The organism is Sulfitobacter sp. TBRI5, assembly GCF_051013555.1.
In the GTDB taxonomy this organism is placed as follows: domain Bacteria; phylum Pseudomonadota; class Alphaproteobacteria; order Rhodobacterales; family Rhodobacteraceae; genus JL08.
The window spans coordinates 2,563,465-2,584,039 of the sequence record NZ_CP112884.1; the positions used below are offsets into that span (position 1 = coordinate 2,563,465).

At 55.4% G+C, this 20,575-nt stretch carries 17 protein-coding genes and 1 tRNA gene; 3 read left to right on the plus strand and 15 right to left on the minus strand.

Annotated features, from left to right (window positions below; translation table 11 throughout):
• Positions 1-49 precede the first annotated feature (49 nt).
• From OLX72_RS12895 to OLX72_RS12925, 7 genes are all read right to left on the minus strand, one after another.
• Positions 50-919 carry an NAD(P)-dependent oxidoreductase gene (locus tag OLX72_RS12895; protein ID WP_433988828.1) on the minus strand — a complete coding sequence of 290 codons (870 nt, stop codon included), beginning with the start codon at positions 917-919 and terminating at the stop codon, positions 50-52.
• Between the two features lie 17 nt (positions 920-936).
• Positions 937-1,896 (minus strand): 2-hydroxyacid dehydrogenase, encoded by a 960-nt coding sequence (locus tag OLX72_RS12900; RefSeq protein WP_114870835.1) that lies wholly within the window; start codon positions 1,894-1,896, stop codon positions 937-939.
• A complete protein-coding gene (locus OLX72_RS12905) occupies positions 1,893-2,087 on the minus strand; it encodes a hypothetical protein (protein ID WP_114870834.1) in 195 nt (64 codons plus the stop codon). The genes OLX72_RS12900 and OLX72_RS12905 overlap by 4 nt, the downstream gene beginning before the upstream one ends.
• A 1-nt stretch (position 2,088) precedes the next feature.
• Positions 2,089-3,441 (minus strand): amidase, encoded by a 1,353-nt coding sequence (locus OLX72_RS12910; protein WP_433988829.1) that lies wholly within the window; start codon positions 3,439-3,441, stop codon positions 2,089-2,091.
• On the minus strand, positions 3,438-4,805 hold the full coding sequence (locus tag OLX72_RS12915; protein WP_114870832.1) for a TRAP transporter large permease: 1,368 nt from the start codon (positions 4,803-4,805) through the stop codon (positions 3,438-3,440). The genes OLX72_RS12910 and OLX72_RS12915 overlap by 4 nt, the downstream gene beginning before the upstream one ends.
• A 32-nt stretch (positions 4,806-4,837) precedes the next feature.
• On the minus strand, positions 4,838-5,428 hold the full coding sequence (locus OLX72_RS12920) for a TRAP transporter small permease subunit (protein ID WP_114870831.1): 591 nt from the start codon (positions 5,426-5,428) through the stop codon (positions 4,838-4,840).
• Between the two features lie 104 nt (positions 5,429-5,532).
• Entirely contained in the window at positions 5,533-6,627 is a 1,095-nt protein-coding gene (locus OLX72_RS12925) for a TRAP transporter substrate-binding protein (protein WP_433988830.1), read from the minus strand.
• 800 nt (positions 6,628-7,427) lie between these two features.
• Here OLX72_RS12925 and tnpA point away from each other — a divergent pair.
• On the plus strand, positions 7,428-7,826 hold the full coding sequence (tnpA, locus tag OLX72_RS12930; RefSeq protein ID WP_433988602.1) for an IS200/IS605 family transposase: 399 nt from the start codon (positions 7,428-7,430) through the stop codon (positions 7,824-7,826).
• Here tnpA and OLX72_RS12935 read toward each other — a convergent pair.
• Both OLX72_RS12935 and OLX72_RS12940 read right to left on the minus strand, forming a co-directional pair.
• The gene (locus OLX72_RS12935; RefSeq protein WP_433988831.1) at positions 7,792-9,849 is read right to left on the minus strand and encodes a DEAD/DEAH box helicase family protein; all 2,058 of its coding nucleotides are present in this window, start codon (positions 9,847-9,849) and stop codon (positions 7,792-7,794) included. The two genes, tnpA and OLX72_RS12935, sit on opposite strands and share 35 nt — an antisense overlap.
• A 384-nt stretch (positions 9,850-10,233) precedes the next feature.
• Positions 10,234-11,217 (minus strand): lysozyme inhibitor LprI family protein, encoded by a 984-nt coding sequence (locus tag OLX72_RS12940; protein WP_433988832.1) that lies wholly within the window; start codon positions 11,215-11,217, stop codon positions 10,234-10,236.
• Positions 11,218-11,525: 308 nt separating this feature from the next.
• Between OLX72_RS12940 and OLX72_RS12945 the strand changes: the two genes are divergently transcribed.
• Both OLX72_RS12945 and OLX72_RS12950 read left to right on the plus strand, forming a co-directional pair.
• Positions 11,526-12,014: a tetratricopeptide repeat protein gene (locus tag OLX72_RS12945; RefSeq protein ID WP_433988833.1), complete on the plus strand. Its 489-nt coding sequence runs from the start codon at positions 11,526-11,528 to the stop codon at positions 12,012-12,014.
• Positions 12,015-12,108: 94 nt separating this feature from the next.
• Complete coding sequence (locus tag OLX72_RS12950; RefSeq protein ID WP_433988834.1) at positions 12,109-13,137, plus strand: hypothetical protein; 1,029 nt, start codon at positions 12,109-12,111, stop codon at positions 13,135-13,137.
• A gap of 1,078 nt (positions 13,138-14,215) precedes the next feature.
• Here the strand turns inward: OLX72_RS12950 and OLX72_RS12955 are convergent.
• The 6 genes from OLX72_RS12955 to OLX72_RS12980 all read right to left on the minus strand — a co-directional run bounded on the left by OLX72_RS12955 (position 14,216) and on the right by OLX72_RS12980 (position 20,544).
• Positions 14,216-14,878, minus strand: a complete 663-nt coding sequence (locus OLX72_RS12955) for a hypothetical protein (RefSeq protein ID WP_433988835.1) — start codon at positions 14,876-14,878, stop codon at positions 14,216-14,218.
• Positions 14,875-16,170, minus strand: coding sequence for a tyrosine-type recombinase/integrase (locus OLX72_RS12960; protein WP_433988836.1), 1,296 nt, complete (start codon positions 16,168-16,170; stop codon positions 14,875-14,877). Before OLX72_RS12960 ends, OLX72_RS12955 begins: the two co-directional genes overlap by 4 nt.
• Before the next feature lie 89 nt (positions 16,171-16,259).
• A tRNA-Glu gene (locus OLX72_RS12965) sits at positions 16,260-16,334 on the minus strand.
• Positions 16,335-16,421: 87 nt separating this feature from the next.
• Positions 16,422-18,161: a single-stranded-DNA-specific exonuclease RecJ gene (recJ, locus tag OLX72_RS12970; RefSeq protein WP_433988837.1), complete on the minus strand. Its 1,740-nt coding sequence runs from the start codon at positions 18,159-18,161 to the stop codon at positions 16,422-16,424.
• Between the two features lie 66 nt (positions 18,162-18,227).
• The gene (gene glpX, locus OLX72_RS12975; protein ID WP_114870902.1) at positions 18,228-19,196 is read right to left on the minus strand and encodes a class II fructose-bisphosphatase; all 969 of its coding nucleotides are present in this window, start codon (positions 19,194-19,196) and stop codon (positions 18,228-18,230) included.
• A gap of 61 nt (positions 19,197-19,257) precedes the next feature.
• Positions 19,258-20,544, minus strand: coding sequence for a homoserine dehydrogenase (locus OLX72_RS12980; RefSeq protein WP_433988838.1), 1,287 nt, complete (start codon positions 20,542-20,544; stop codon positions 19,258-19,260).
• Positions 20,545-20,575 lie beyond the last annotated feature (31 nt).

Sequence of the window (20,575 nt, forward strand, 5' to 3'; positions counted from 1 at the left end):
TGCGGTGAAGGCGGGCCAGGTCTCTTGAGTATTCTGGCTCACATTCGGGTCAGTTATTTTGAAGTCGTTTGAACAAGGCAGAGGTGTCCCATCTGCCGCCACCCATTTTCTGCACGTCCTTATAGAACTGATCCACAAGCGCAGTGACTGGTAAGGACGCGCCGTTTTCATTCGCGGTGTCAAGGCAAATCCCAAGGTCCTTGCGCATCCAATCAACCGCAAATCCATGATCAAAATGATCATCGAGCATCGTTTTGTATCGATTCTGCATTTGCCATGATCCCGCTGCCCCCTGACTGATGACCTCGACCACAGCCTCACCGTCTAATCCTGCTTTAGACGCAAAATGCAGTGCCTCTGACAAGCCCTGTACAAGTCCCGCAATCGCGATTTGATTGCACATCTTGGTCATCTGCCCCGCGCCGCTGTCGCCGATGCGCCGGCAGAGCTTGGCATAGACGTTCAGTACAGGTTCTACCAAATCGTAATCTGCCTGATCGCCACCACACATGATCGAGAGTTGGGCGTTTTCCGCCCCTGCTTGCCCGCCTGAAACAGGGGCGTCCACATAGGCGATGACCTTCTCCTTGGCGGCAGCATAAAGCTCAGCCGTCACAGCGGCGGAAACAGTCGTATGGTCCACGAAGGTGCTGCCCTTGGAAATCGCTGCAAATGCGCCATCGGGTCCAAGGCACACGCTTCGCAGATCATCGTCGTTTCCCACGCAGGCCAATACTATCTCAGCACCCGTCGCGGCTTCTGCCGGGGTTTTACCCAAGGCCCCACCGTATTCCTTTACCCACGTTTCGGCCTTCGCTGTGGTCCGATTGTAAACTGTCACGTCATGGCCGGCCTGTGCCAAATGGCCTGCCATCGGATACCCCATGACACCAAGGCCCAGAAATGCGATTTTTGTCATTGATTTTTCCAATATTTTTAAAGTTTGTCCTGCGGGGTTTTTCCCGCAAAGAACGCATCAAGGTTGTCCAGCGCACGGAACCCCATGGCATCACGTGTCTGCAGCGTGGCACTGCCGATATGGGGCAGCATAAAGACATTATCGTATGCGGCGAATGCGGGATTGCCCCCCGGCTCGACCTTGAAGCAATCCAGCCCCGCTGCAGCCACCTGACCGCTATCAAGTGCGGCTATTAGGGCGTTTTCGTCGACCAAGGCGCCTCGCGCCGTGTTCACAACGACAGCGCCACGGGGCAACAGTGAGAAACGCTCTGCATTCATCAGATCCGCTGTCTCCGGCGTAGCTGGGCAATGCAGCGATAGAAAATCTGCGACCCGCAGAAGCGACTCGACGGTGTCGTGATAAACCGCGCCGTGCGCTTGATCTTCAGGCAAGGCGCTGCGGTTAAAGTAATGCACTTCCATATCGAAGCCGCGGGCTTTCGCGGCAAAAGCCCGTCCGACACGACCCATCCCGACAATGCCCAGACGCGCGCCTGTCACCTGCTTACCCACCATGAATGCCGGTGACCAGCTGTCCCAGTTGCCCGTACGTACGATCCGATCACCAGCGACTGCGTGACGGGCAGCACCCAGCATCAATAACATCGCTAGTTCTGCCGTTGCGTCCGACAGCACATCGGGCGTATTTGTAACAACGATCCCGAGCGCTTTCAGTGCAGGCAAATCACAGTGATCCACGCCGACGGAATGGTTCGCAATAATCTGAAGACGATCGGAAAATTGCGCGACGACATCAGCACTGAAATGCTCGGAGTGACATGGAATAATTGCGTCAAAATCGGCGCTTGCCGCAATGAGATCCGCGGCGGTTCCGGGAGTATCGTCATGATTGATGACGACGTCAAAATCTCGCGCGGCTCGTTCCAGAGTTGCGTCAGAAAGGCGGCGGGTAATCCAAAGGCGTTTCTTGCTCATTTCTTACGAACGCAATCGTCCCAGAAGTCATAGACCGCCATGCCGCAAACGATGATCGCAATGATCATGAACGGCAAGCCACCCATGAAACCGGCAAAACCACTCGAGATGCTTTGAGACAAACCGCCAATAAAAATGCACAGGAATGCGGTGCCTATTAGCCCTGCAATCAGTTTGACCGTGTATGACATTTCAGGTTCCTTTCTGATCTACTGTTTCAGCGAGATATTTCTGAAGCCATCGCGCTGTGCGCAAAAGGCGGTCGTCTTTTTCTGCGGGGCCGATCAACTGTACACCAATGGGCAATCCATTTTCCCCCACCAGAAGTGGAAGCGTAACACAGGGCAGACCAGCTAAAGTCCACAGGGTGCAGAAAATCGGATCGCCCGTGCCCTCACCAAACATTGGCGCCTCGCCCGCAGCGGACGGCGCAATGATGGCATCATAATCGACAAAGAAATTAGCAAAGAATGCTTCCGCTGACGCTTTGACGGCCAACGCATCTTCATACTCGGTCTTAGTAATCTTTCGCGCGCGCGTTATGATCGTCTTAAGTATATCGCTAATCTGGTCCCAGTTTTGATCGAACACCTCAGCCTGATGTTGCGCGATTTCGTATTCGTGGATGCGAGCTTGTACTGTGACAAGGTCGGCCAATGTGTCAGCCGGTTGCATCCGCGTAACTTGTGGGCCAAGGATTTCCAGAACTGCCTCGATCCCATCGCGAGCGTCGGTTGACAGCCTATCATTGAAGGGGAGATCGAACCACGCAAATTCAGGCGTGACTGGCGCCTCCGCCTGTGCACCAGTTAACATGTTGGGCCGCGGTCGGGCTAGGCTGACGGTATCGTATTGATCATAGCATCCGAGCACATCTGTCAAAAGTGCGACATCAGCGAGGCTGCGGCCAAAGCAGCCGACTTGATCAAGAGAGACTGACGTTTGAAGAACACCACTTCGCGAAATCACGCCCCGCGTCGGCTTGAATCCGAATGTACCGCAAAATGACGCTGGCCGGATCACGGACCCATTGGTCTGCGTCCCGACCGCTAGCGGTACATGGAAAGCTGCCACAGACGCGGCTGATCCGCTTGATGACCCTCCTGGGCTGTGATCCGGATTGTGCGGATTGCGGGTTTCATTGGCATGAACAAAGGCCAGTTCCGTTGTAACGGTCTTGCCCAAGATAATCGCGCCCGCTTCGCGCAGTCGCTCTACCAGGCGCGCCACATGATCCGTCCGGCGACCAGAAAAAATTGGAGTTCCGCACTGGGTTGGCATTTTGGCCGTATCGATTATGTCCTTAAGCCCGACAGGAATGCCATGCAACGCACCTGTGGCAAGGCCCGCCTTGCGGATCCGGTCACATTCCTCTGCTTGTGCCAACGCCACGTTGCCATCCAGAAACGCCCACGCCTTGATCCTGTCATCCGTTGCCTTGATCTGCCCGATACAGGATTTCACAAGTTCGACTGAGCTAAGCCGACCCGAAGCGAAGGCGTCCAGCGCCTCGGATGCAGTCAGTTTGTAACTGTCTTGGATCATGGAATATATGGACCGAACAGGTAATCAGGGAACCAAAGTGCGATGGCTGGGAAGGTATACATCAAGACCATCGTCAAGATCACGATCCCCAGATAAGGCATGATACCACGGAAAATCTCCATTAGCTCGATCTGGTTTTTGAGCACCCCTTTTAGATAGTAGGCAGACATGGCCATGGGGGGCGTCAGGAACGAGGTTTGCAAGTTCAGCGCGATCAGCATCGCAAAGAAGTACGGGTTTACACCGAACACTTCGAGAAGCGGCAGGAAAATCGGCACGAAGATGATCAAAATCTCGGACCATTCCAGCGGCCAACCCAGCAAGAAGATGATGACCTGCGCAAGGATCAGGAACTGCCACGGCTCAAGGTCCATACCGCCGACCCAATGGGCGATAATGTCGTGCCCGCCAAGGTATGAGAACACCGACGCAAACGTCCATGATCCCACGAACAGCCAGCACACCATTGCGGTGGCTTTGGCGGTCAGGAACACGCTTTCTTTCAGCTTCTGCCACGTCATCGAGCGATAAAGCACAGCCAGCACCATACCACCCAGCGCACCCATGGCCGCAGCTTCGGCTGGTGTCGCCAAACCGCCAAGGATCGAACCAAGAACCAGCGCGATCAGCACCGTCAGGGGAACAAAACTCACCAGAAGGTCTTTGTAGATTTCTTTCGGGGGGGGCGGGTTTTCGGTAGTCGGCTTTGGTGCAAGCGCGGGATTTAGGTAAACGCGGATCATCACGTAAACGATGTACAATCCCGCCAGCAGCAATCCAGGGAAAACCGCAGCCGCATAAAGGCGCAGCGGTGACAAATCAGCAATCGCCGCATAGACAATCAGCATGATTGACGGCGGGATCAGAATACCCAGCGTACCACCCGCACAGATCACACCCGCAGCGAAACTCTTATTGTAGTTGGCGTTGGCCATTGCCGGAAAGGCCAGAAGGCCCATCAGCGTTACAACCGCCCCCACAATACCAGACGCGGTCGAGAACACCGCACAGGTCAGAAGCGCGGCAATGGCAAGGCTGCCCGGCAGATTGCGCGCGGCCATGTAAAGCGAGAAGAACAACTTGTCGATAATGTTCGCCCGCTCAACCACGTAACCCATGAATAAGAACAACGGGATCGCCACAAGGATCGGGTTCTCCATCACGGAGTAGGTGTTCTGGTTCAGAAGGTAGAAAATATTGTTGTCAAAAATATCGCTGAAATTCTCGATCGAGCCTCCGCGGTGATAGGCGTAATAGCCAAACGCCACACCCATCGCGAGCAACGTAAAGGCAATCGGGAAACCAAGGAGAACGAGAACAATAAACAGTCCAAGCATCAACAGGGCGACTTCGGGATTTGTCATCTTTTTATCTTTCTAGAAGCGCTTGAAGGCGGTCATTTTTTGGAAGGAGAGACTGCTGCGATGGCGTCTAGGTCCGCATCGGTCAGCAGGTCTTCTGTCTCTTTCACGTCAGCAAGCCGTTCGGGCCAAACGCCGGTGCGCATAGCCATCACGCAGCGTACCAACTCGGCGATGCCCTGGATTACGAGCAATCCACCGGATAAGGGGATGAGCGACTTGAAAAAGTAAATCTGGATAGAGGCCGGGCTGTTGAAGCTGACCTCTTTGTAGCGCCAGCTGTCGGACGCAATCTCGTAGCCATACCACGCAAGCGCGATAACGCCGGGAAAGAAAAACAGGAAATACAGCACAAAATCGAGGCCTGCCTGAGCCCTGACTGGGAACAAACGGTACAGGACGTCGGCCCGCACATGCGTATCTTGCGCCAAGGCGTAGGCCCCGCACATCAAGAACAAGGCGCCATACATCTGGATCATCATATCGAAGGCCCAAACGGTCGGTGAGTTCAGGACATACCTTACGAAAACCTCATAAGACACTGACAATGTCAGGATCAGGATACACCACCCGAAGGCGCGACCGATCCAAAGGCTAAGCCCCTCAATTGCATGCACGAATTTCATCTTCTGCTGCTCCCCTTACAGATAGAACGGGCGTTCTTCAGTCCCCCAAAGTCGCAAAGCCCGGACACCTGCTGGTGCCCGGACCTTGCCGTCAGTTTCAGCGATCAGGAGAAGTAGTGATCGTAGGCCAGCTTGTAATCCGGCTGGTTCAGGTTCAGGTAGCCCATGACCTCGCGTGCGTAGGTCTTCTGGGATTCCATCACGCGGGCGAAGAAGGGGTCTTCGCTTGCGATGCGATCAGCAACTGTGTCCCATGCCGCGAGCTGTGCCTCAAGGACAGCTTGTGGTGTGCGGTGTACGCTCACGCCGTCCTGCTCTTGCAGCTTGATCAGGTCATCGGAGTAACGCTTGGTGTTGCCCCAGTAGAAACCGGAGTTTTCAGCCATGGATGCGTTGCGGATGATTGCCTGATGTTCTGGCGACAGGCCGTTCCAGACGTCTTTGTTGATCGTAACTTCAAAGCACTCTTGGCTCTGGTGGTATGACGCAAGCATGTAGTCCTTAGACACATCCTGCATACCAAAGTCGCGGTCAGACGTCGGGTTGTTGAATTCGGCTGCGTCAATCAGACCCGACTTCATGGCCGGCTGGATTTCGCCACCCGGCAACTGAACAACAGACATGCCCATTTCCAGCATTACATCCGCGGCAAGACCCACAGTGCGGTACTTCAGACCATTCATCTGCGACGCATCCGTAATTGCCTCGCTGAACCAGCCAAGGGGCTGTGCAGGCATGGGTGAGTTGAAGAAGGACACAACATTGAGCTGCAACTCTTCCATCAGCTCATCAAAAAGTTCCTGGCCGCCACCTGCGTGGATCCAACCCAGCATTTCCTGGCTCGACCAACCAAAGCAAGGCCCAGTCCCGAAAAGAGACGCGGACTTGGATTTACCGTACCAATATGCGGAAACATAGTGAGCTGCGTCAAGAACGCCGCGGTGAACCGCGTCTTGCATCTGGCTTGTTTTCACGACGGAATCGACAGACAAAACCTCGATTGTCAAAGAACCACCGGACATTTCATTGACGCGATTTGCAAAGGATTGCGCATTTTCTAAGAAAATACCGCCACCCCAAGCCGCTTGCATTTTGATGTTTGTGCCGTGGCTTTCAGCGACCGCTGGTGTCGCCAACGCTGCGGCACCGGCGACGGCCGTTCCGCGCAAAAACTTTCTACGATTGATAGAGTTTGTCATGTTTCCTCCCAAGGATTGATTCAAATTGAGCTGCCGACAAAGGGCAACTCTGACTTATGAGCCTCGGGCGCGAAATTTACATGATGCTTGTTCCTCCCAGACCAGCATCATGCGTCGCTTAAGCCCGCGAACCTTTCGGACCTTAGAAGAAAAAAACTCTGGAACAAGCATTTAATGGCAAAAGTTTCTGCCAAGCGTTCGATCGCGCCTAGTCCCATTTGCATTGAGCGGGCAGTGCTAGATTTGTCTTTGAGCACCATTTTCGAAGGAGGAATCGTGTGTAAAGTCAATTTTTTCAGAGTGTTGGAGCATTCTTCTTTTGACCGCTCATTACCAGACAGTCCGTGAAAATTTGTTTTCAAAGTTCACAGATCTTTTGGTGTGAACGAAACTCTTTCAGATATCTGAACCGCGCCAGTTTTGGGATAGCCGCTTTGCCCCACATATGCTCCCCTAAACAGAATGTTTCCATTGGTGTCGCAAAGCATTTGGTATCAGAATGACAAGGAAAGCGAGTTCAGGGGAGAACCACCATGCTTCAGACACTGGGACTTCTCTTGGGCTGCCAGTTGCTTGGAGAAATGACTGCTCGCGGCCTTAGCTTCCCCATTCCGGGCCCAGTGCTGGGGCTCGCATTCTTAGTGCTGCTGCTCGGCTTAGTTCGAGAATTAACTTTCCACCTAATGGATTTAAGCCACCGGCTTCCAGCCGGTTCGCTTCAGCGAATCTATTCTGATCTTCTCTCCTGAATTTTGAAACCCGCTGAGGCGGTATGGTTTCAAAATTCAGGAGAGAAGATCATGCGCTACTCGTCATCCGCGCACACGCGATTCTATCATAGATACCACGTCGTATGGGCCACGAAGTACCGGTACAAGGTTCTGCAGGGTGCCATGCGTGAGCGGATCCGTGAAATAATCATCCAGACCTGCGGAGAACTGGGTGTCCATATCGTGAAAGGCGTTTTGGCGCGCGATCATATCCATATGTTCCTGTCGATCCCGCCCAAGCTGTCCCTGTCCGATGTCATGCAACGCATCAAGGGTCGCTCATCCCGACGCATCCAGATGGAGTTCCCTGACCTGCGCAAGCGGTATTGGGGCAGACGCTTTTGGGCGCGTGGGTATTTCTCGACGACCTCCGGGAACGTGACTGACGATGTCATCAAGCAGTACCTGGAATTACATTCCACCAAATGATGCCTCCTGCGTCAGCAGGAGGTCCTTCACTGAAATACGGAAGCTTATTCAGTAATGCCTTTAGCGAAATCAGCGGGCCAAGCAGCTCCACCTTTTCGCGCAGCCGGCTGTCATCAAATCCACCCTTTTTACCGCGCTCAACACGCATCTCGCTGATGATCTCGGCCAATTCAGCATCCTGTTCCTGCATGGCTTGCAGGACATCCCACGCCTCGTTGAAGCCGGTTCTTTCAAGCGCATCTTCAACGCTTTCCCCCGCTTCTGTCTCCAGAAACAGCGGCAGCAACAGGTAGCCAAACTCTTTGCCCGTACTGTCGGACTTGCGCATGGCCCGACCTGCGGCCTGTACAATGTCCACCTTACTTTTGCGCGGGGACAGGAACGCCACGACATCAACGGTGGGCACGTCCACACCTTCGGTCAGGCACCGTGCATTGGAAATAACGGCCCTGTCGGCACTCCTGAACGCGCCCATGACCGTTTCACGCGCGGCTGTGCGCATCGCCCCGTTGACGTGCAGCGCCTGATAGTCGGGCATGTGGGTCTTGATACCGCTGGCAGTCTCACCCGTGAAGTCTTTCGCTGACGCCACGCTGCTGTGGAACGAGAACACCTTGCGCAGGTCATGTTCTGCGCACGCCTGTTTGAGCGCGATCTGGGTCGCCACGCTGCGGGCCTTTATCGGGTCACCGTCAACCAGAACCTCGCCATGTTTCAGCAGGTCGTCATTGACCATCTCCGAGGTCACGACAGAGATAAGGACTTTGAAGTCACAGATGATGTCGTCTTTGGCCGCTTGGGCAAAAGACAGGGTGTGGACGATAGGGCCGTAGACCTCCGGCACGTCCATCGAATAGACGAGCTTCTTGTCGCCTTCCTTGTCTTTGTTGCGAACGTCGTAGTGCCGTGGTGTCGCGGTCATGAATACGCGCTTGGCGATAGGCAGGTTTGCGTCCTCAAGCGCGAAAGCAAAACGGCTTCCTTCGCGCCCTGCGGTTTTGTGCGCCTCGTCGAATATACCGACATCAAACGGCTTCTGCCCGCCCATGGCTTCACCCACAACATGGGCGGATTGGTAGGTGGAAAACACGACCTGAACGCCGTCCGCCTTGTCGTCCAGAAACGCCTTTACTTCATCGGGCTGTGTTGTGACCGGAAAATCGAGGTCCGCCTGATGGACCACCATCACGTCCTCAGTCCCCTTCGTTACCGTCGGGTCAGAACAAACCGCCAGAAACCTCGGGCGCTCCCAGCGTGTCTGTTTAAGCCACTCATGCAGTGTTTGCCGAACAAGCGACAGAGAGGGCAGAAGGACAAGGACCCGCTTGGGTTCCAGCCGCTCGGCCATCCACAGTGCAGTCAGCGTCTTACCCGTCCCGCAGGCCATCACTGTGGTGACCCTGTCGTGGTCCTTTAGGCCACTGAGGACCGCATCTAATGCCTGGGCCTGATGGGGTTTGGGTGAAAACGGTTCAAAAAGTATGACCTCCCCGCGAAGCCAAGTGTCGATGACCGCCAGATCACTTTCTTCGAGCCTGTCCAGATCGGCCCCACGGATGCAAAAGAAGTCCCGCCTGTCGGTGACGACCTCGAGGACCTCGCTGCTGTTGGTGAAGAGAACCTTGAGGTCGGCACGGTCAGCAAGGCCAACGAATGTGGAGAGTTCACTCCACGTCTGAGCCTTACGGCCTGTTCTGAATTTGACCTGATAGGCGGCATAGTCGTCATTCAGGGTTCTATAGACACCATCCACGCCCATATCCGTCGGGGGCAGCTTCAAGGCCTTCACGATGTCGCTTGGGATGGCACCGTCGGGCCAGACATCAGCCGCCTGATTGATCTTCTGAGTGGCCAGATAGGCTTCGGCAAATACCTCGAATGCATCACCGCGCTCTTGCGGCGTTGCCAGCCTTTCAATGCGCCCCTCCAGTTCACTGAAGCTGGTCAGACCGGAGTAAAGCCCAAGGGTACTGAAATGATTGGCCCGCCGATGACGCGAAGTCGAGATGATCTGGCTATCCATTCAAGGATGATTAACCAGTCGTCGGCAGTTGTCGATACAGATTGCAGTCACCGACAACGATCAGTCTTTGGGGAAAAAGGAGGCCCGCCGCTGGTGTGAGGAGAAATAGACGCGACGGGCCGTTCTTTGTTGCTGAGGCGGGGGGGCATCAGCAATCTAAGCGATAGCATCACAATGCGCCTAAATGATGGCTCCATTTTGAATTTATCTGTCAAATGTAATGGCTGGACTCATGGCTGCTGCGGCGATGCCCGGCCAGATGTTCTAGGTTCTGGGCCTAAAAATGAGGCTAGGCTTCAACGGCAGCTTCGACACAGTGCAGACATTGGCGAAGATTGCTGCGATGACCGAGTTGCCGACGAAGCCGACCGACCCTTGCATAGTCTACCTTTGAATAAAAAGGGGGTTGTCTATCAGGCTGTAAATTCTGTCTTCGTTGTAGCCATACAAGCATAATGCTGCATCTCGCGTGCTCATGAAGTCCATACTTGAAGAAAACAGTTGTTCGCAATTTGCATTTCGGGCTGCAATCCACTGGCGCTGGTGCGAACGAAGCGCGGCCCTTTCGCTGGTATTCTTCTCGGCCATCGCGGCATCATAGACTAGCCCAAGGATGCTATCGCTTTGCATGAGTTCTTTATCCATACAGAAGAGCCGCTCTACTTTTGTTTTTGCATTCGCACAGTTGAAACTCGGGCCAAATGGCCGCGGTCGAACGTCTGATCCCATCGTAGCGATAACACCATCAACACATGCTTTGCGTCCACCATGTATCGGCTTTGGATCGTCGCTGCCACGGTAGAAACCAAAACAACGAGCGGAGATTTCTGTCATCCATTTCATTTCTCCCGGGCCGTAGAGATCGGAAAACATCTCGAGCGTGCCAAAGGGAAATCCGTTTGAAACTGCAAGTTTGGCGATAGCTTCATTACATAATTCGTGACGAGCACCAGATGCAGAACAGGAATGAATTCCTAACATAGAACCCTGCGTCAAAATCGAGTACTCCCCAGCGGGGAAAAGGATCATTGCACAAGATGACGCGCATTCCTGATGCGCGACGATGCTAAATGAATTTGCCTTAATTCGTGTTGCCAACTCCATGGCAGCAGTGACGCTACCTCCTGGGCTAGTGACCATCAGCACACGGAAATCTGGCGGAACTGCACTGATTGCGGCCTCGAAGCGAGCTGCATCGCCAGTTTCGATAGGACCTCTACCAGCAACCACAGTGACCCCGCCATCTACTGGCGAGGGCTCAACTGTGAATGTCATCGACAATGCCGGAAGAGCGAAGAGGCCCAGACAAAAAGTGGAAAGCGCTAAATAGCGAAAAATCGTATGCAATAGTTTGGGAAAGGAAAACATAAATTTGAACTTTACTTTTTTCTGAGGGCCTTCGCCTCAAGTATGACTGAAAATATGCAACCGGAATAGGTCGCTTGTTCTCTGATTTTGCGTAGTCCGAGTTGGGCTCAAGGCGGTCATCCGAATGTTTTACTCCGATGACTGCTTTGCCACGCTGAGTGGCCTTTGCGGTGGTCTATTCCACTTTTTTCGGCATCAAGCACAATTGGAGTTGGAGCCCAGCCTTTGGGCCAACAAATACGGACCGAACGTCCTTGGCTTCTGCAAACTCCAAATGTAACCTTTTGAAAATATTGGAGGCCTACCGCATGAAACGCACTTTTCAAGCACTCACTGTGGCAGCGGCCCTAACCGTCTTTGGGCAAGTGTCTTGGGCGCAGGATTTCGAGAAAGGCTTAGAGGCTTACAACAACGGTGATTATGACGCAGCGCTAGAAGAATGGAGGCCTTTGGCGGAACAGGGCTATGCGCGCACGCAATACTTACTGGGCTGGATGTACGACAATGGCTTAAGCGTCCCATCTGATTATGCCGAAGCAAGAAAGTGGTACCGCCTCGCTGCAGAACAGCGAGATACGACGGCGCTGAACCGTCTGGGTGTTATTTATTTTTACGGCCGAAACGTTTCTCAGGACTACGATTATGCGTTCATGTGGTACAGTTTGGCAGCCTCACTTGGGGACGGATGGTCAATAAAAGATAGAGACAGAGCCGCGGCACTAATGACCCCCGAAGACATCTCGAAAGCCCAAGCACTGGCGGCAGAGTGTGTTGCCAAAAACTACAAGGGCTGCTGAACGAGGCGTAGGCCCATGCGTCCGTCTTGCCGACAGTGTAAACGTCAACTTATACTTAAGTTTGTCCGAAACATATCAAGGTTGGATTACCGTTATGCCATCAGCTTTTTTTAAATGTTTTGCGATTATTACATCACCAGTTATTACTTTGCTTCTTTTCAATCCAGCGTGCGCACAAGTCTTCACTCTTTCTGATAATGGAAAGTACGGTCACTTTGATGGAGCGATCACTACTGATAGTCCCGCTGCATTTAGGGCCTTCGTAGCAGACAGTCCTGCGCTTTTGGGAATTTCGCTCAACAGTCCGGGGGGAACGGTGGTATCAGCTCTAGAAATGGGGAATGTCATATCTGAACATAGGTTCGGCACTTTCATTGCTGAAGGGGACTTCTGCGCTTCGGCCTGCTCTATCTTGTTTTTCGCAGGGCATGATCGACTAGCAAAAGGCCAGCTAGGTGTCCATCAAATGGATGATGGTGGCCGCGCATCTGCGGCGACAATTCAATTCGTTTTAGCAGACTTGCTGGACGCTTTTGATCGATTTAACGTTCCTTGGGAAATATCGAAGCAGATGCTTACCACACCTGCCGATGCTATGTACTGGATATCCCCTGAAATGAGTGTCCGGTATGGCCTCAATCGAGATCTTCCGGGCGACGCATCGAGCACTTCCGTAGCGCTATCTCCCCCAAAAGTTGGCGCATCTTTTAAACAGTTTCCCACTAAGGTTTATTTGGCAGGTGCTCCGAGTGCTCCGGATTTTAGCGGACGAGACAAAAGCTTTCGCGGCTACCGCACTCGAATTAGTGAAGGTGTGAATGGTGGGGCAAACTTCGCCGGTCATATCGCAGTTGTAGAAGTGGGGTGTGGTACCAGTTGTCGTTTCGCTTTTGTTGTAGATTTACGTACAGGCGAGGTTGCTTCCTTTCCCTATGGTGGTGAGGAACAATACGAAATGGCGTTGTTGTACACAGTTGATAGTAGGTTGCTCAAAGTTGTCTGGGCAGATACATCCAGCTACCCTTATGGCCCGTGCATAGAGCAAGATCTTTTGATTGAGGGACTCGAGTTCCGTGTGCTCAGCGAGCGCCGGTTCCCGAGAAAAGACTTTTGCAATGGTTGAAGATTGTAGCGTCTTGGTGTGATTTTCAGGCCAACAAGGGCGTTTAACTGTCGCTACTCAAAGCCCACTTTAACAGCGAAAGTACAGCGCCGATAATACCACCCCAGATCGCTGCTTGCTTCACAAGTTTCCAAATCGAAGGCACGAAATAGTCTGAAGCGTAGTCGTGTTCTGGATACATTGCTTGAAACTGTGGTTCCGAGATAAGCGACCAATCTTCTCCATTTCCAATGGTGCTGTAAGCGATCACGAGCATTAAGAAGACTGCAATGATTAAACCCAGTAATGCGCTTCTGACAATTCGTTTCCCTAACAACAGTAGTTCTCCCGGAAAACAGTTTTCATGCATAATTAGCTCGAAGCCGGCAAATGCATATTATACCTGAGTTTCAGTTGCCAGTGAAATCACCGCTAAGTGCGAAAGCCGGACTTCGAACCGAAACACCGCTAAGGTCCGCTGTGCGGCATTCAACAATTTGGCTCAAGGTAGCTTATTGTTCACACTGCCAGTTGGCCTGTCCTTGTCCGTAGCATGTAATGCCAGCTATCAGATTAGTCGCTGAAGGCTCGTTGGGGTTCCGAGCAGTGCGGCCAAAATGAACCGTGCGTAATGCGACCACCTCAACATAAGTGTTGGAATACAACCGGCTCTTGAAAAGGAGGTATTCATGCTCGGCGCATTCTCAGGGCCATAGTGTTTTGTCTGACCTCGAAAAACCGCGTCACCGCCGAACTCCGAGATAAGGGCCTCAAGTTCAGCATACTCAGATATAGTGAATCGTTTCATTCGCGTCCTTTCGTCAGTGTATTGGGAGGGAAGCGCACCAGCTTTTCTGCCATGTTTTTCAAGTTTGCATTCGTTGCCCTTCATTCAAGCCCTCGTAGGTGAGATGATCCATCGCTTTCTTCAAGAGACTCAACCTTTACTTCCCATCACGATAAAGCCCCGCCATGCCGTGTTGTGCATGCCCCTGCAGCGCATCTATGACTTGCGGCTGCACCCCTCCATGACTGCAGGCGTCCTCGAAGTTGTGCCGGAGGGAGTGAAAAAGAGATTTTCCGGTCTTGACGCCGATGATCAGAATGCCTTGAGGCGGTCAGCAACAAGGCGCTCGGCTTCCCCGTCACGCACCAGACGGCCTGCGTTGGTGCAGCGGAACTCAGAATAGTCGAATACAATCAGCCTGTACCCGTGTTTTGGCAGCAACTCTCGGCGGCGCTCATCGTAAAGTCGCCGCTGTTCTCCCCGACCCACGCCGGAAACGGTCTTGCGTTTGTCGAAGAACGGAACAGAGGAAGTGTGCTGGCGCTCATGATACTCAATCACTAGGCCGAGGTCCGGATAGTACGCATCCACTGGCAGTGGCACCTGTCGCCCTGATGGCCCTGGGTCGCCCACCAGGAACGGGAAGCGGTGCTGTCGGATCGCAGCCAGCCCGAGAACCTTGTTGCATTGGTCTATGACCCACGCTTCGTCGCTATGGTTTCTCGCTTTCGAAGTCACCCTTGGTCGCGGTTGTGTGGCGCTCTCTGGTTTTTGGGCGCTACTTGGAAGGGAGCCACCTGCCAATTCGTTCAAGATGCGCTCCATTTCCTGATGCTCTGTGCTTCCAATGGGCACCAACCACCTGTTGTTGTGTGAGTGCCACTTTAGCTTGGCCTCTCGCAGCGCTCTACGGAATGCCTTTGGGTCAATGCCGCGATTGCGCGCCATCTCGACTGCCGTGATCATGCCCTTCATCGCGATGCTCCTTGCAACCTGTAGTCCAGCTTCAAGATCGCCTCGCGTTTCTGCTCCATCGAGCTACCTCCCGAATAAACTCCGTAGGTCATAGTCTTCTTGTCGTGCCCCAATATGTCCGCACTCACACTCTCGGGCACCCCGGCTTGCTCCAGTAGCGTCGTCACGGTCTTGCGCAGTGAGTGGAACACATAGCGGCTGTCAAAATCCAGCTTGCTCTTTACCTTACCGAACTGCTTCGACATGGCAGGTGACCGCGCCCCGTACCTGTTAGCTGCCAGATCGGGCAGGAGGTATTTGTCGCCCCGTGCCTTCAATTCCGCTACCAGCGGCTTGATTGCTTCGTGTATTGGTATTGTACGATTGCCAGCAGCGGTCTTGGCACGGACGATCCCAATAGTGTTTTCGGTCACGTTTTCGATCTCAAGCGAGGTAATCTCCTCGATCCGGCAGCCGGTGTAGATGGCCAGCATGAACGTGGCTCGCATCATCTCGCTGCGTCCGCCTTCGATTGCCTTGTGCAGCTTCCGAATATCCTCGACCGAGAAGGGGAGGCGGACCTTCTCAGCCGCAGCCTTCCGGTTCTCTGGCGGCAGCGTGACATTGTCGAATGGGTTGGCACGATCCTCAGGCGCGTAGGAGTGATCTGCGAGCCAGTTCCAGTACACCCGGAGTGTACTCAGGTTGTCCTTGATGGTCCGGTTCTTGAGACCGTCCTCGACCGAGAGCCACTTCACGAAGTCTCTAACGGCCTTCCGATCTACTTCCTCGACTATCGAAACCCTCGAGGCGAACTTCGCGACCGCGTGGCGATCTTTCGCTTCGGTCTTGAGTTCTACCTTCCGGCTCGCGATGTATTCCTCTAACGGCGCAGCGAACTTCGTCAGCCTGCCGGTGGCAACCTTGTAGGCTCGGATCACCCCAGCCTCTGCGTCTGCCGGGAGTTGCTCTTCGCGCTGCACCCCGTAAGCCTTTACGAGCCGGTCGAGGACTTCACCTTCGATGCCGTCAATCGCCGCTGGGTCAGTGTCAGGGTTGGCCTTGGCTTTCCTGAGAAAGGCTTGAGTGTGCGCCAGGTATTCGTCTAGGTGTTGCGTGGGGTTGCCTCGAGCTTCCTCAATAGCGTTCTTGAACTGAGCGATCATAGGGCCGGATCGGGCGATGGCGACTGTCTTGTCCGAGGTCTTGAGAGTTTGCTTGAAGGCTCGCTTCCCAAAAACGTGCTGTACGTCTGCCGGAATGGCGACTTTCACATGCCATTTCTGGCCCCGTTGAAGTAGGTAATTTGACACCGCTTTACTGTCCGTTTGTACCCAGTTTTGTACCCAATCTGGACACGATAAGTCCAGGAAAGCAAGCAAATAAGGTGTATGGGGATAAATGGCAGCCCGTAGGGGAGTCGAACCCCTCTTTTCAGGTTGAAAACCTGACGTCCTAACCGATAGACGAACGGGCCACTAAGTGGTGATCGGGTGATTAGGCAATCCACCCGTCAGGCGCAAGCAGAAATTTGCGGTTTGGCGCAGTTTTTCTGTACAGCGGTTCAGGCGGGGGTGGCGTCTTCCAGACGTAGTTGCACGGTTTGGCGTCCGCGCCAGATGTTGATCTCAAGCCGGCCGGCCAGATGAAAGCGGGCACCGCCATGGGCATCAAGCGCAGCACCAAGGGGACTGTCATAGGCCCCAAAGCTGATCGCGTCGAGCGTGGCGCCAAGACCGTCGCCAAAGGTAAGCTTCAGGTGGCTGTCACCAACCCGTTTGGTGAACTTGATCTGCATATCGGGAAACACAAAGCGCGGGCCGGGTGCGCCTGCGCCATATGGTCCGGCGCGTTCGATTTGTTCGATCAGGTCGACAGTGGCTGCACCAGGCATCAAAACGCCATCCACGCGCAGATCAGCGGGGCCAGCGCGATCAGCGCCTTGTTTCTGCATCAACTGGGCCAGCCGTTCCATCGCAGGTTCCAGTTGATCCTGTGCCACTGTCAATCCGGCGGCCATCTTGTGGCCACCGCCCTTGATCAACAATCCTTCGCCCGCAAGCCGCTGGATCGCGGCACCCAGATCCACGCCCGTCACGGACCGCCCCGAGCCTTTGCCAATTCCGTTTTCCAGACCGATCACAACCGCTGGCCGGTTGCTGGCCTCTTTCAGGCGGGCGGCGACAATTCCAACTACGCCTGGATGCCAGCCTTCGCCGGCCGCCCAGACCAGCGGCGCATCAAGGCCACGTTCTTCTGCCTGTGCCATGGCGGCTGCGCGCACGGATGCTTCGATATCGCGCCGCTCGGTGTTCAGGGCATCCAGACGCTCGGCCAGGGCTGCGGCTTCGTGCGGATCGGCGGTGCCCAGCAGTCGCGCGCCCATATCGGCCTGCCCGATGCGCCCCCCCGCATTGACCCGCGGGCCCAGCAGGAACCCAAGGTGATAGGTGGCAGGGGCAGCGTCCAGCCGGGCAACATCGGACAGCGCGACCAGACCGGGGCGTTCCCTTCGTGCCATCACCTTCAGGCCCTGCACGACGAACGCGCGATTCGCTTCGATCAGGGGGGCCACGTCTGCGACCGTTGCCAGCGCAACAAGATCCAGCAGTCCCATCAGATCGGGGCCTTTGTGCCCGGCTTCGCGCAGTTGGCGCCCGGCCTCGACCAGCATCAAAAACACCACGCCCGCGGCGCACAGATATCCCAGATCACCGGTCTCGTCCTGCCGGTTTGGGTTTACGACGGCCAGCGCGGGGGGCAGGGTTTCGCCGCCAAGGTGGTGATCCAGCACAATCACGTCGGCGTCTTTGGCGGCTGCAATGGGGCCGTGGGACAGCGTGCCGCAATCCACGCAGATGATCAGATCGTGGGTCGCGGCCAGTTCGGCCATGGCGGCATCGTTCGGGCCATAGCCTTCGTCGATCCGGTCGGGCACGTATAAAGTGGCCGAAAGGCCCATCTGGCGCAGCCAGTCGATCAGCAGCGCCGCCGAACTGCCACCATCAACATCGTAATCGGCAAAGACCGCAATGCGCTGGCGCGCCTTTACGGCCTGCAGAAAGCGGGCCGCGGCGGTTTCCATATCTTTCAGTTTGCGCGGATCGGGCAAAAGATCGCGCAATTGCGGCGACAGGAACAGGGGCGCATCTTCGTCAGACACGCCGCGACGGGCCAGAACCTGACACAGGGCCTGCGGCAGGGTGGTGGACTGGGCCATGGCATCGGCGGCACGCTGAACCTCGATCTCGGGGCCGATCCATCGGCGTCCGGTCAACGATGTTTCAACGTCAAGAAATGCCACGAAAGCCCCCGTTCTTTGATCCGCACCCGTCGCCGGCCGGTTTTATCCCGCGCGAGCGAACGGTGATCAGCTGACTGGGGTGCGGTATTGCATGCGCCGCACTGAACCGGTTTTTGAGCGCATCAGCAGCGTTTCGGTGGTATACCAGCCGACCTCGCGCTTGATGCCGGGCAACAGCGTTCCACCGGTGACACCGGTGGCGGCAAAGATCACATCCTGCGTGACCATTTCGTCGCGGCTGTAAACCCGGTCCAGATCGGTAATACCCGCCTTGGTAGCGCGTCCGCGTTCGTCATCGTTGCGAAACAGAAGCCGGCCAAACATCTGGCCGCCCATGCATTTCAGTGCGGCCGCGGCCAGCACGCCTTCGGGTGCGCCCCCGGCGCCCATATACATGTCAATTCCGGTCACGTCCGCTTCGGCGCAATGCATCACACCCGCCACATCGCCATCGGTGATCAGGCGGATGGCGGCGCCTGTGGCACGCACTTCGGCAATCATTTCGTCATGGCGCGGGCGTTCCAGAATGCAGACGGTAATATCGGACGCGGCGCAATTGCGCGCTTTGGCCAGCGCCGTAACCCGCTCTTGCGGTGTCATATCCAGCGAGACAACGCCTTCGGCATAGCCCGGGCCGATCGCCAGCTTGTCCATGTAAACATCCGGTGCGTGCAGCATCGAACCGCGCGGGCCCATTGCAATCACGGTCAGTGCATTTGGCATGTCCTTGGCGGTCAGGGTCGTGCCTTCCAGCGGGTCCAGCGCGATATCGACGCCGGGGCCATTGCCGGTGCCGACTTCCTCGCCGATATAAAGCATGGGTGCTTCGTCGCGTTCGCCTTCGCCGATCACGACCACGCCGGCGATATCCAGCAGGTTCAACTGTTCGCGCATCGCGTTGACGGCGGCCTGGTCGGCGGCCTTTTCATCGCCGTGCCCGACCAATCGGGCCGACGCAAGGGCTGCCGCCTCGGAGACGCGGGCCAGACCGAGTGACAGCATTCTGTCATGAAATTCAACAGGTGCGGTGCTCATCAAACTATCCTTGCTGTTCTTTTAACAAATTGCGCGCCGAGGCGCGGCCTGATCCATGGCACTAGACATTCTCGATCCGTAAAGCAACGGGGGTGCTGGCCAGAACGTCGGTGCCTTGCATCGCGGCCAGCGCCTCGTCCAGAGCGGAGCGAGTGGTTTTGTGGGTGACGATCAGAACGGGTGCGGTGTGTTCGGAATGGCCGTACTGTCGCATCCGGTCGATTGACACGCCGGCATTGCCAAGCACTGAAGCAACTTTGGCCAGCGCACCGGGTTTGTCCATCAGATCCATGCGCAGATAATAGGGTGCGGGCAGAACCGACCGCGCAGGAGTGGATTTCAGCAGTTGTGCGGCAGGTTGCCCAAAGGTCGGCAGGCGCACGCCGCGGGCGATATCGCAGACGTCGGACAGAACGGCGCTTGCCGTGGGGCCCATGCCGGCCCCGGCACCGCGCAACATGACCTGACCCACCTCGTCGCCTTCCAGAACGACCATATTGGTGCCGCCATCCAGTTGCCCCAGCGTTGAAGTATCGGGCACAAGGCACGGCATCATCCGCTGTTCCAGACCGCGCCCGGTTTTTTGCGCAACACCCAGCAATTTGATCTTGAACCCCATATCGGCGGCGTGGCGGATATCCTCGATGCTGACCCGTTCGATGCCTTCCAGTTCGATACCGTCAAAATCAACCTGCGTTCCAAACGCGATCGACGACAGGATCGCCAGTTTGTGCGCCGCATCAATGCCCCCGACATCCAGTTGGGGATCGGCCTCAAGATACCCCAAACCGTCCGCTTCGGCAAAAACCTCTTCATAGCTGAGGCCGGCGTTTTCCATCCGCGTCAGAATGTAATTACACGATCCGTTCATGACACCGATCACGCGGGTAATCTCGTTGCCGGCAAGGCCTTCGGTCAGCGCCTTGATCACGGGAATGCCGCCAGCGACCGCCGCTTCGAAGCGGATCAGGCGGCCGGCATCTTCGGCCATTTTGGCAAGTGACTGGCCGTGAATGGCCAACATCGCCTTGTTGGCGGTCACAACATCCTTGCCGGCAGCAATCGCAGCCTCGGTCGCGTTTCTTGCCGCGCCGTCAGTGCCGCCCATGAGTTCCACGAACACATCGACATCGTCGCGCCGTGCCAGCGCTACGGGGTCATCTTCCCATGCGTATCCAGACAGGTTCACGCCGCGATCCTTGGTCTTGTCCCGGGCGCTGACGGCAGTGATTATAATGTCTGTGCCGGTGCGTGCGGCCAGAAGGGCGGCCTTGGAGCGGATAATCTTGACGACACCTGTGCCGACAGTTCCAAGCCCTGCAATCCCGAGCCGCAATTGTTGTGTCATGGGGCGTCCTTTGCCTGCGTCAGTTCAATCT

Coding starts and splice junctions, on each gene's coding strand:
- OLX72_RS12945 (WP_433988833.1), top strand. CDS start 11,526: ATGAAACGCACTTTTCAAGCACTCACTGTGGCAGCGGCCCTAACCGTC.
- OLX72_RS12915 (WP_114870832.1), bottom strand. CDS start 4,805: ATGACAAATCCCGAAGTCGCCCTGTTGATGCTTGGACTGTTTATTGTT.
- OLX72_RS12925 (WP_433988830.1), bottom strand. CDS start 6,627: ATGACAAACTCTATCAATCGTAGAAAGTTTTTGCGCGGAACGGCCGTC.
- OLX72_RS12920 (WP_114870831.1), bottom strand. CDS start 5,428: ATGAAATTCGTGCATGCAATTGAGGGGCTTAGCCTTTGGATCGGTCGC.
- tnpA (WP_433988602.1), top strand. CDS start 7,428: ATGCGCTACTCGTCATCCGCGCACACGCGATTCTATCATAGATACCAC.
- OLX72_RS12950 (WP_433988834.1), top strand. CDS start 12,109: ATGCCATCAGCTTTTTTTAAATGTTTTGCGATTATTACATCACCAGTT.
- OLX72_RS12955 (WP_433988835.1), bottom strand. CDS start 14,878: ATGAAGGGCATGATCACGGCAGTCGAGATGGCGCGCAATCGCGGCATT.
- OLX72_RS12980 (WP_433988838.1), bottom strand. CDS start 20,544: ATGACACAACAATTGCGGCTCGGGATTGCAGGGCTTGGAACTGTCGGC.
- OLX72_RS12900 (WP_114870835.1), bottom strand. CDS start 1,896: ATGAGCAAGAAACGCCTTTGGATTACCCGCCGCCTTTCTGACGCAACT.
- OLX72_RS12935 (WP_433988831.1), bottom strand. CDS start 9,849: ATGGATAGCCAGATCATCTCGACTTCGCGTCATCGGCGGGCCAATCAT.
- OLX72_RS12895 (WP_433988828.1), bottom strand. CDS start 919: ATGACAAAAATCGCATTTCTGGGCCTTGGTGTCATGGGGTATCCGATG.
- glpX (WP_114870902.1), bottom strand. CDS start 19,196: ATGAGCACCGCACCTGTTGAATTTCATGACAGAATGCTGTCACTCGGT.
- OLX72_RS12905 (WP_114870834.1), bottom strand. CDS start 2,087: ATGTCATACACGGTCAAACTGATTGCAGGGCTAATAGGCACCGCATTC.
- OLX72_RS12910 (WP_433988829.1), bottom strand. CDS start 3,441: ATGATCCAAGACAGTTACAAACTGACTGCATCCGAGGCGCTGGACGCC.
- OLX72_RS12940 (WP_433988832.1), bottom strand. CDS start 11,217: ATGTTTTCCTTTCCCAAACTATTGCATACGATTTTTCGCTATTTAGCG.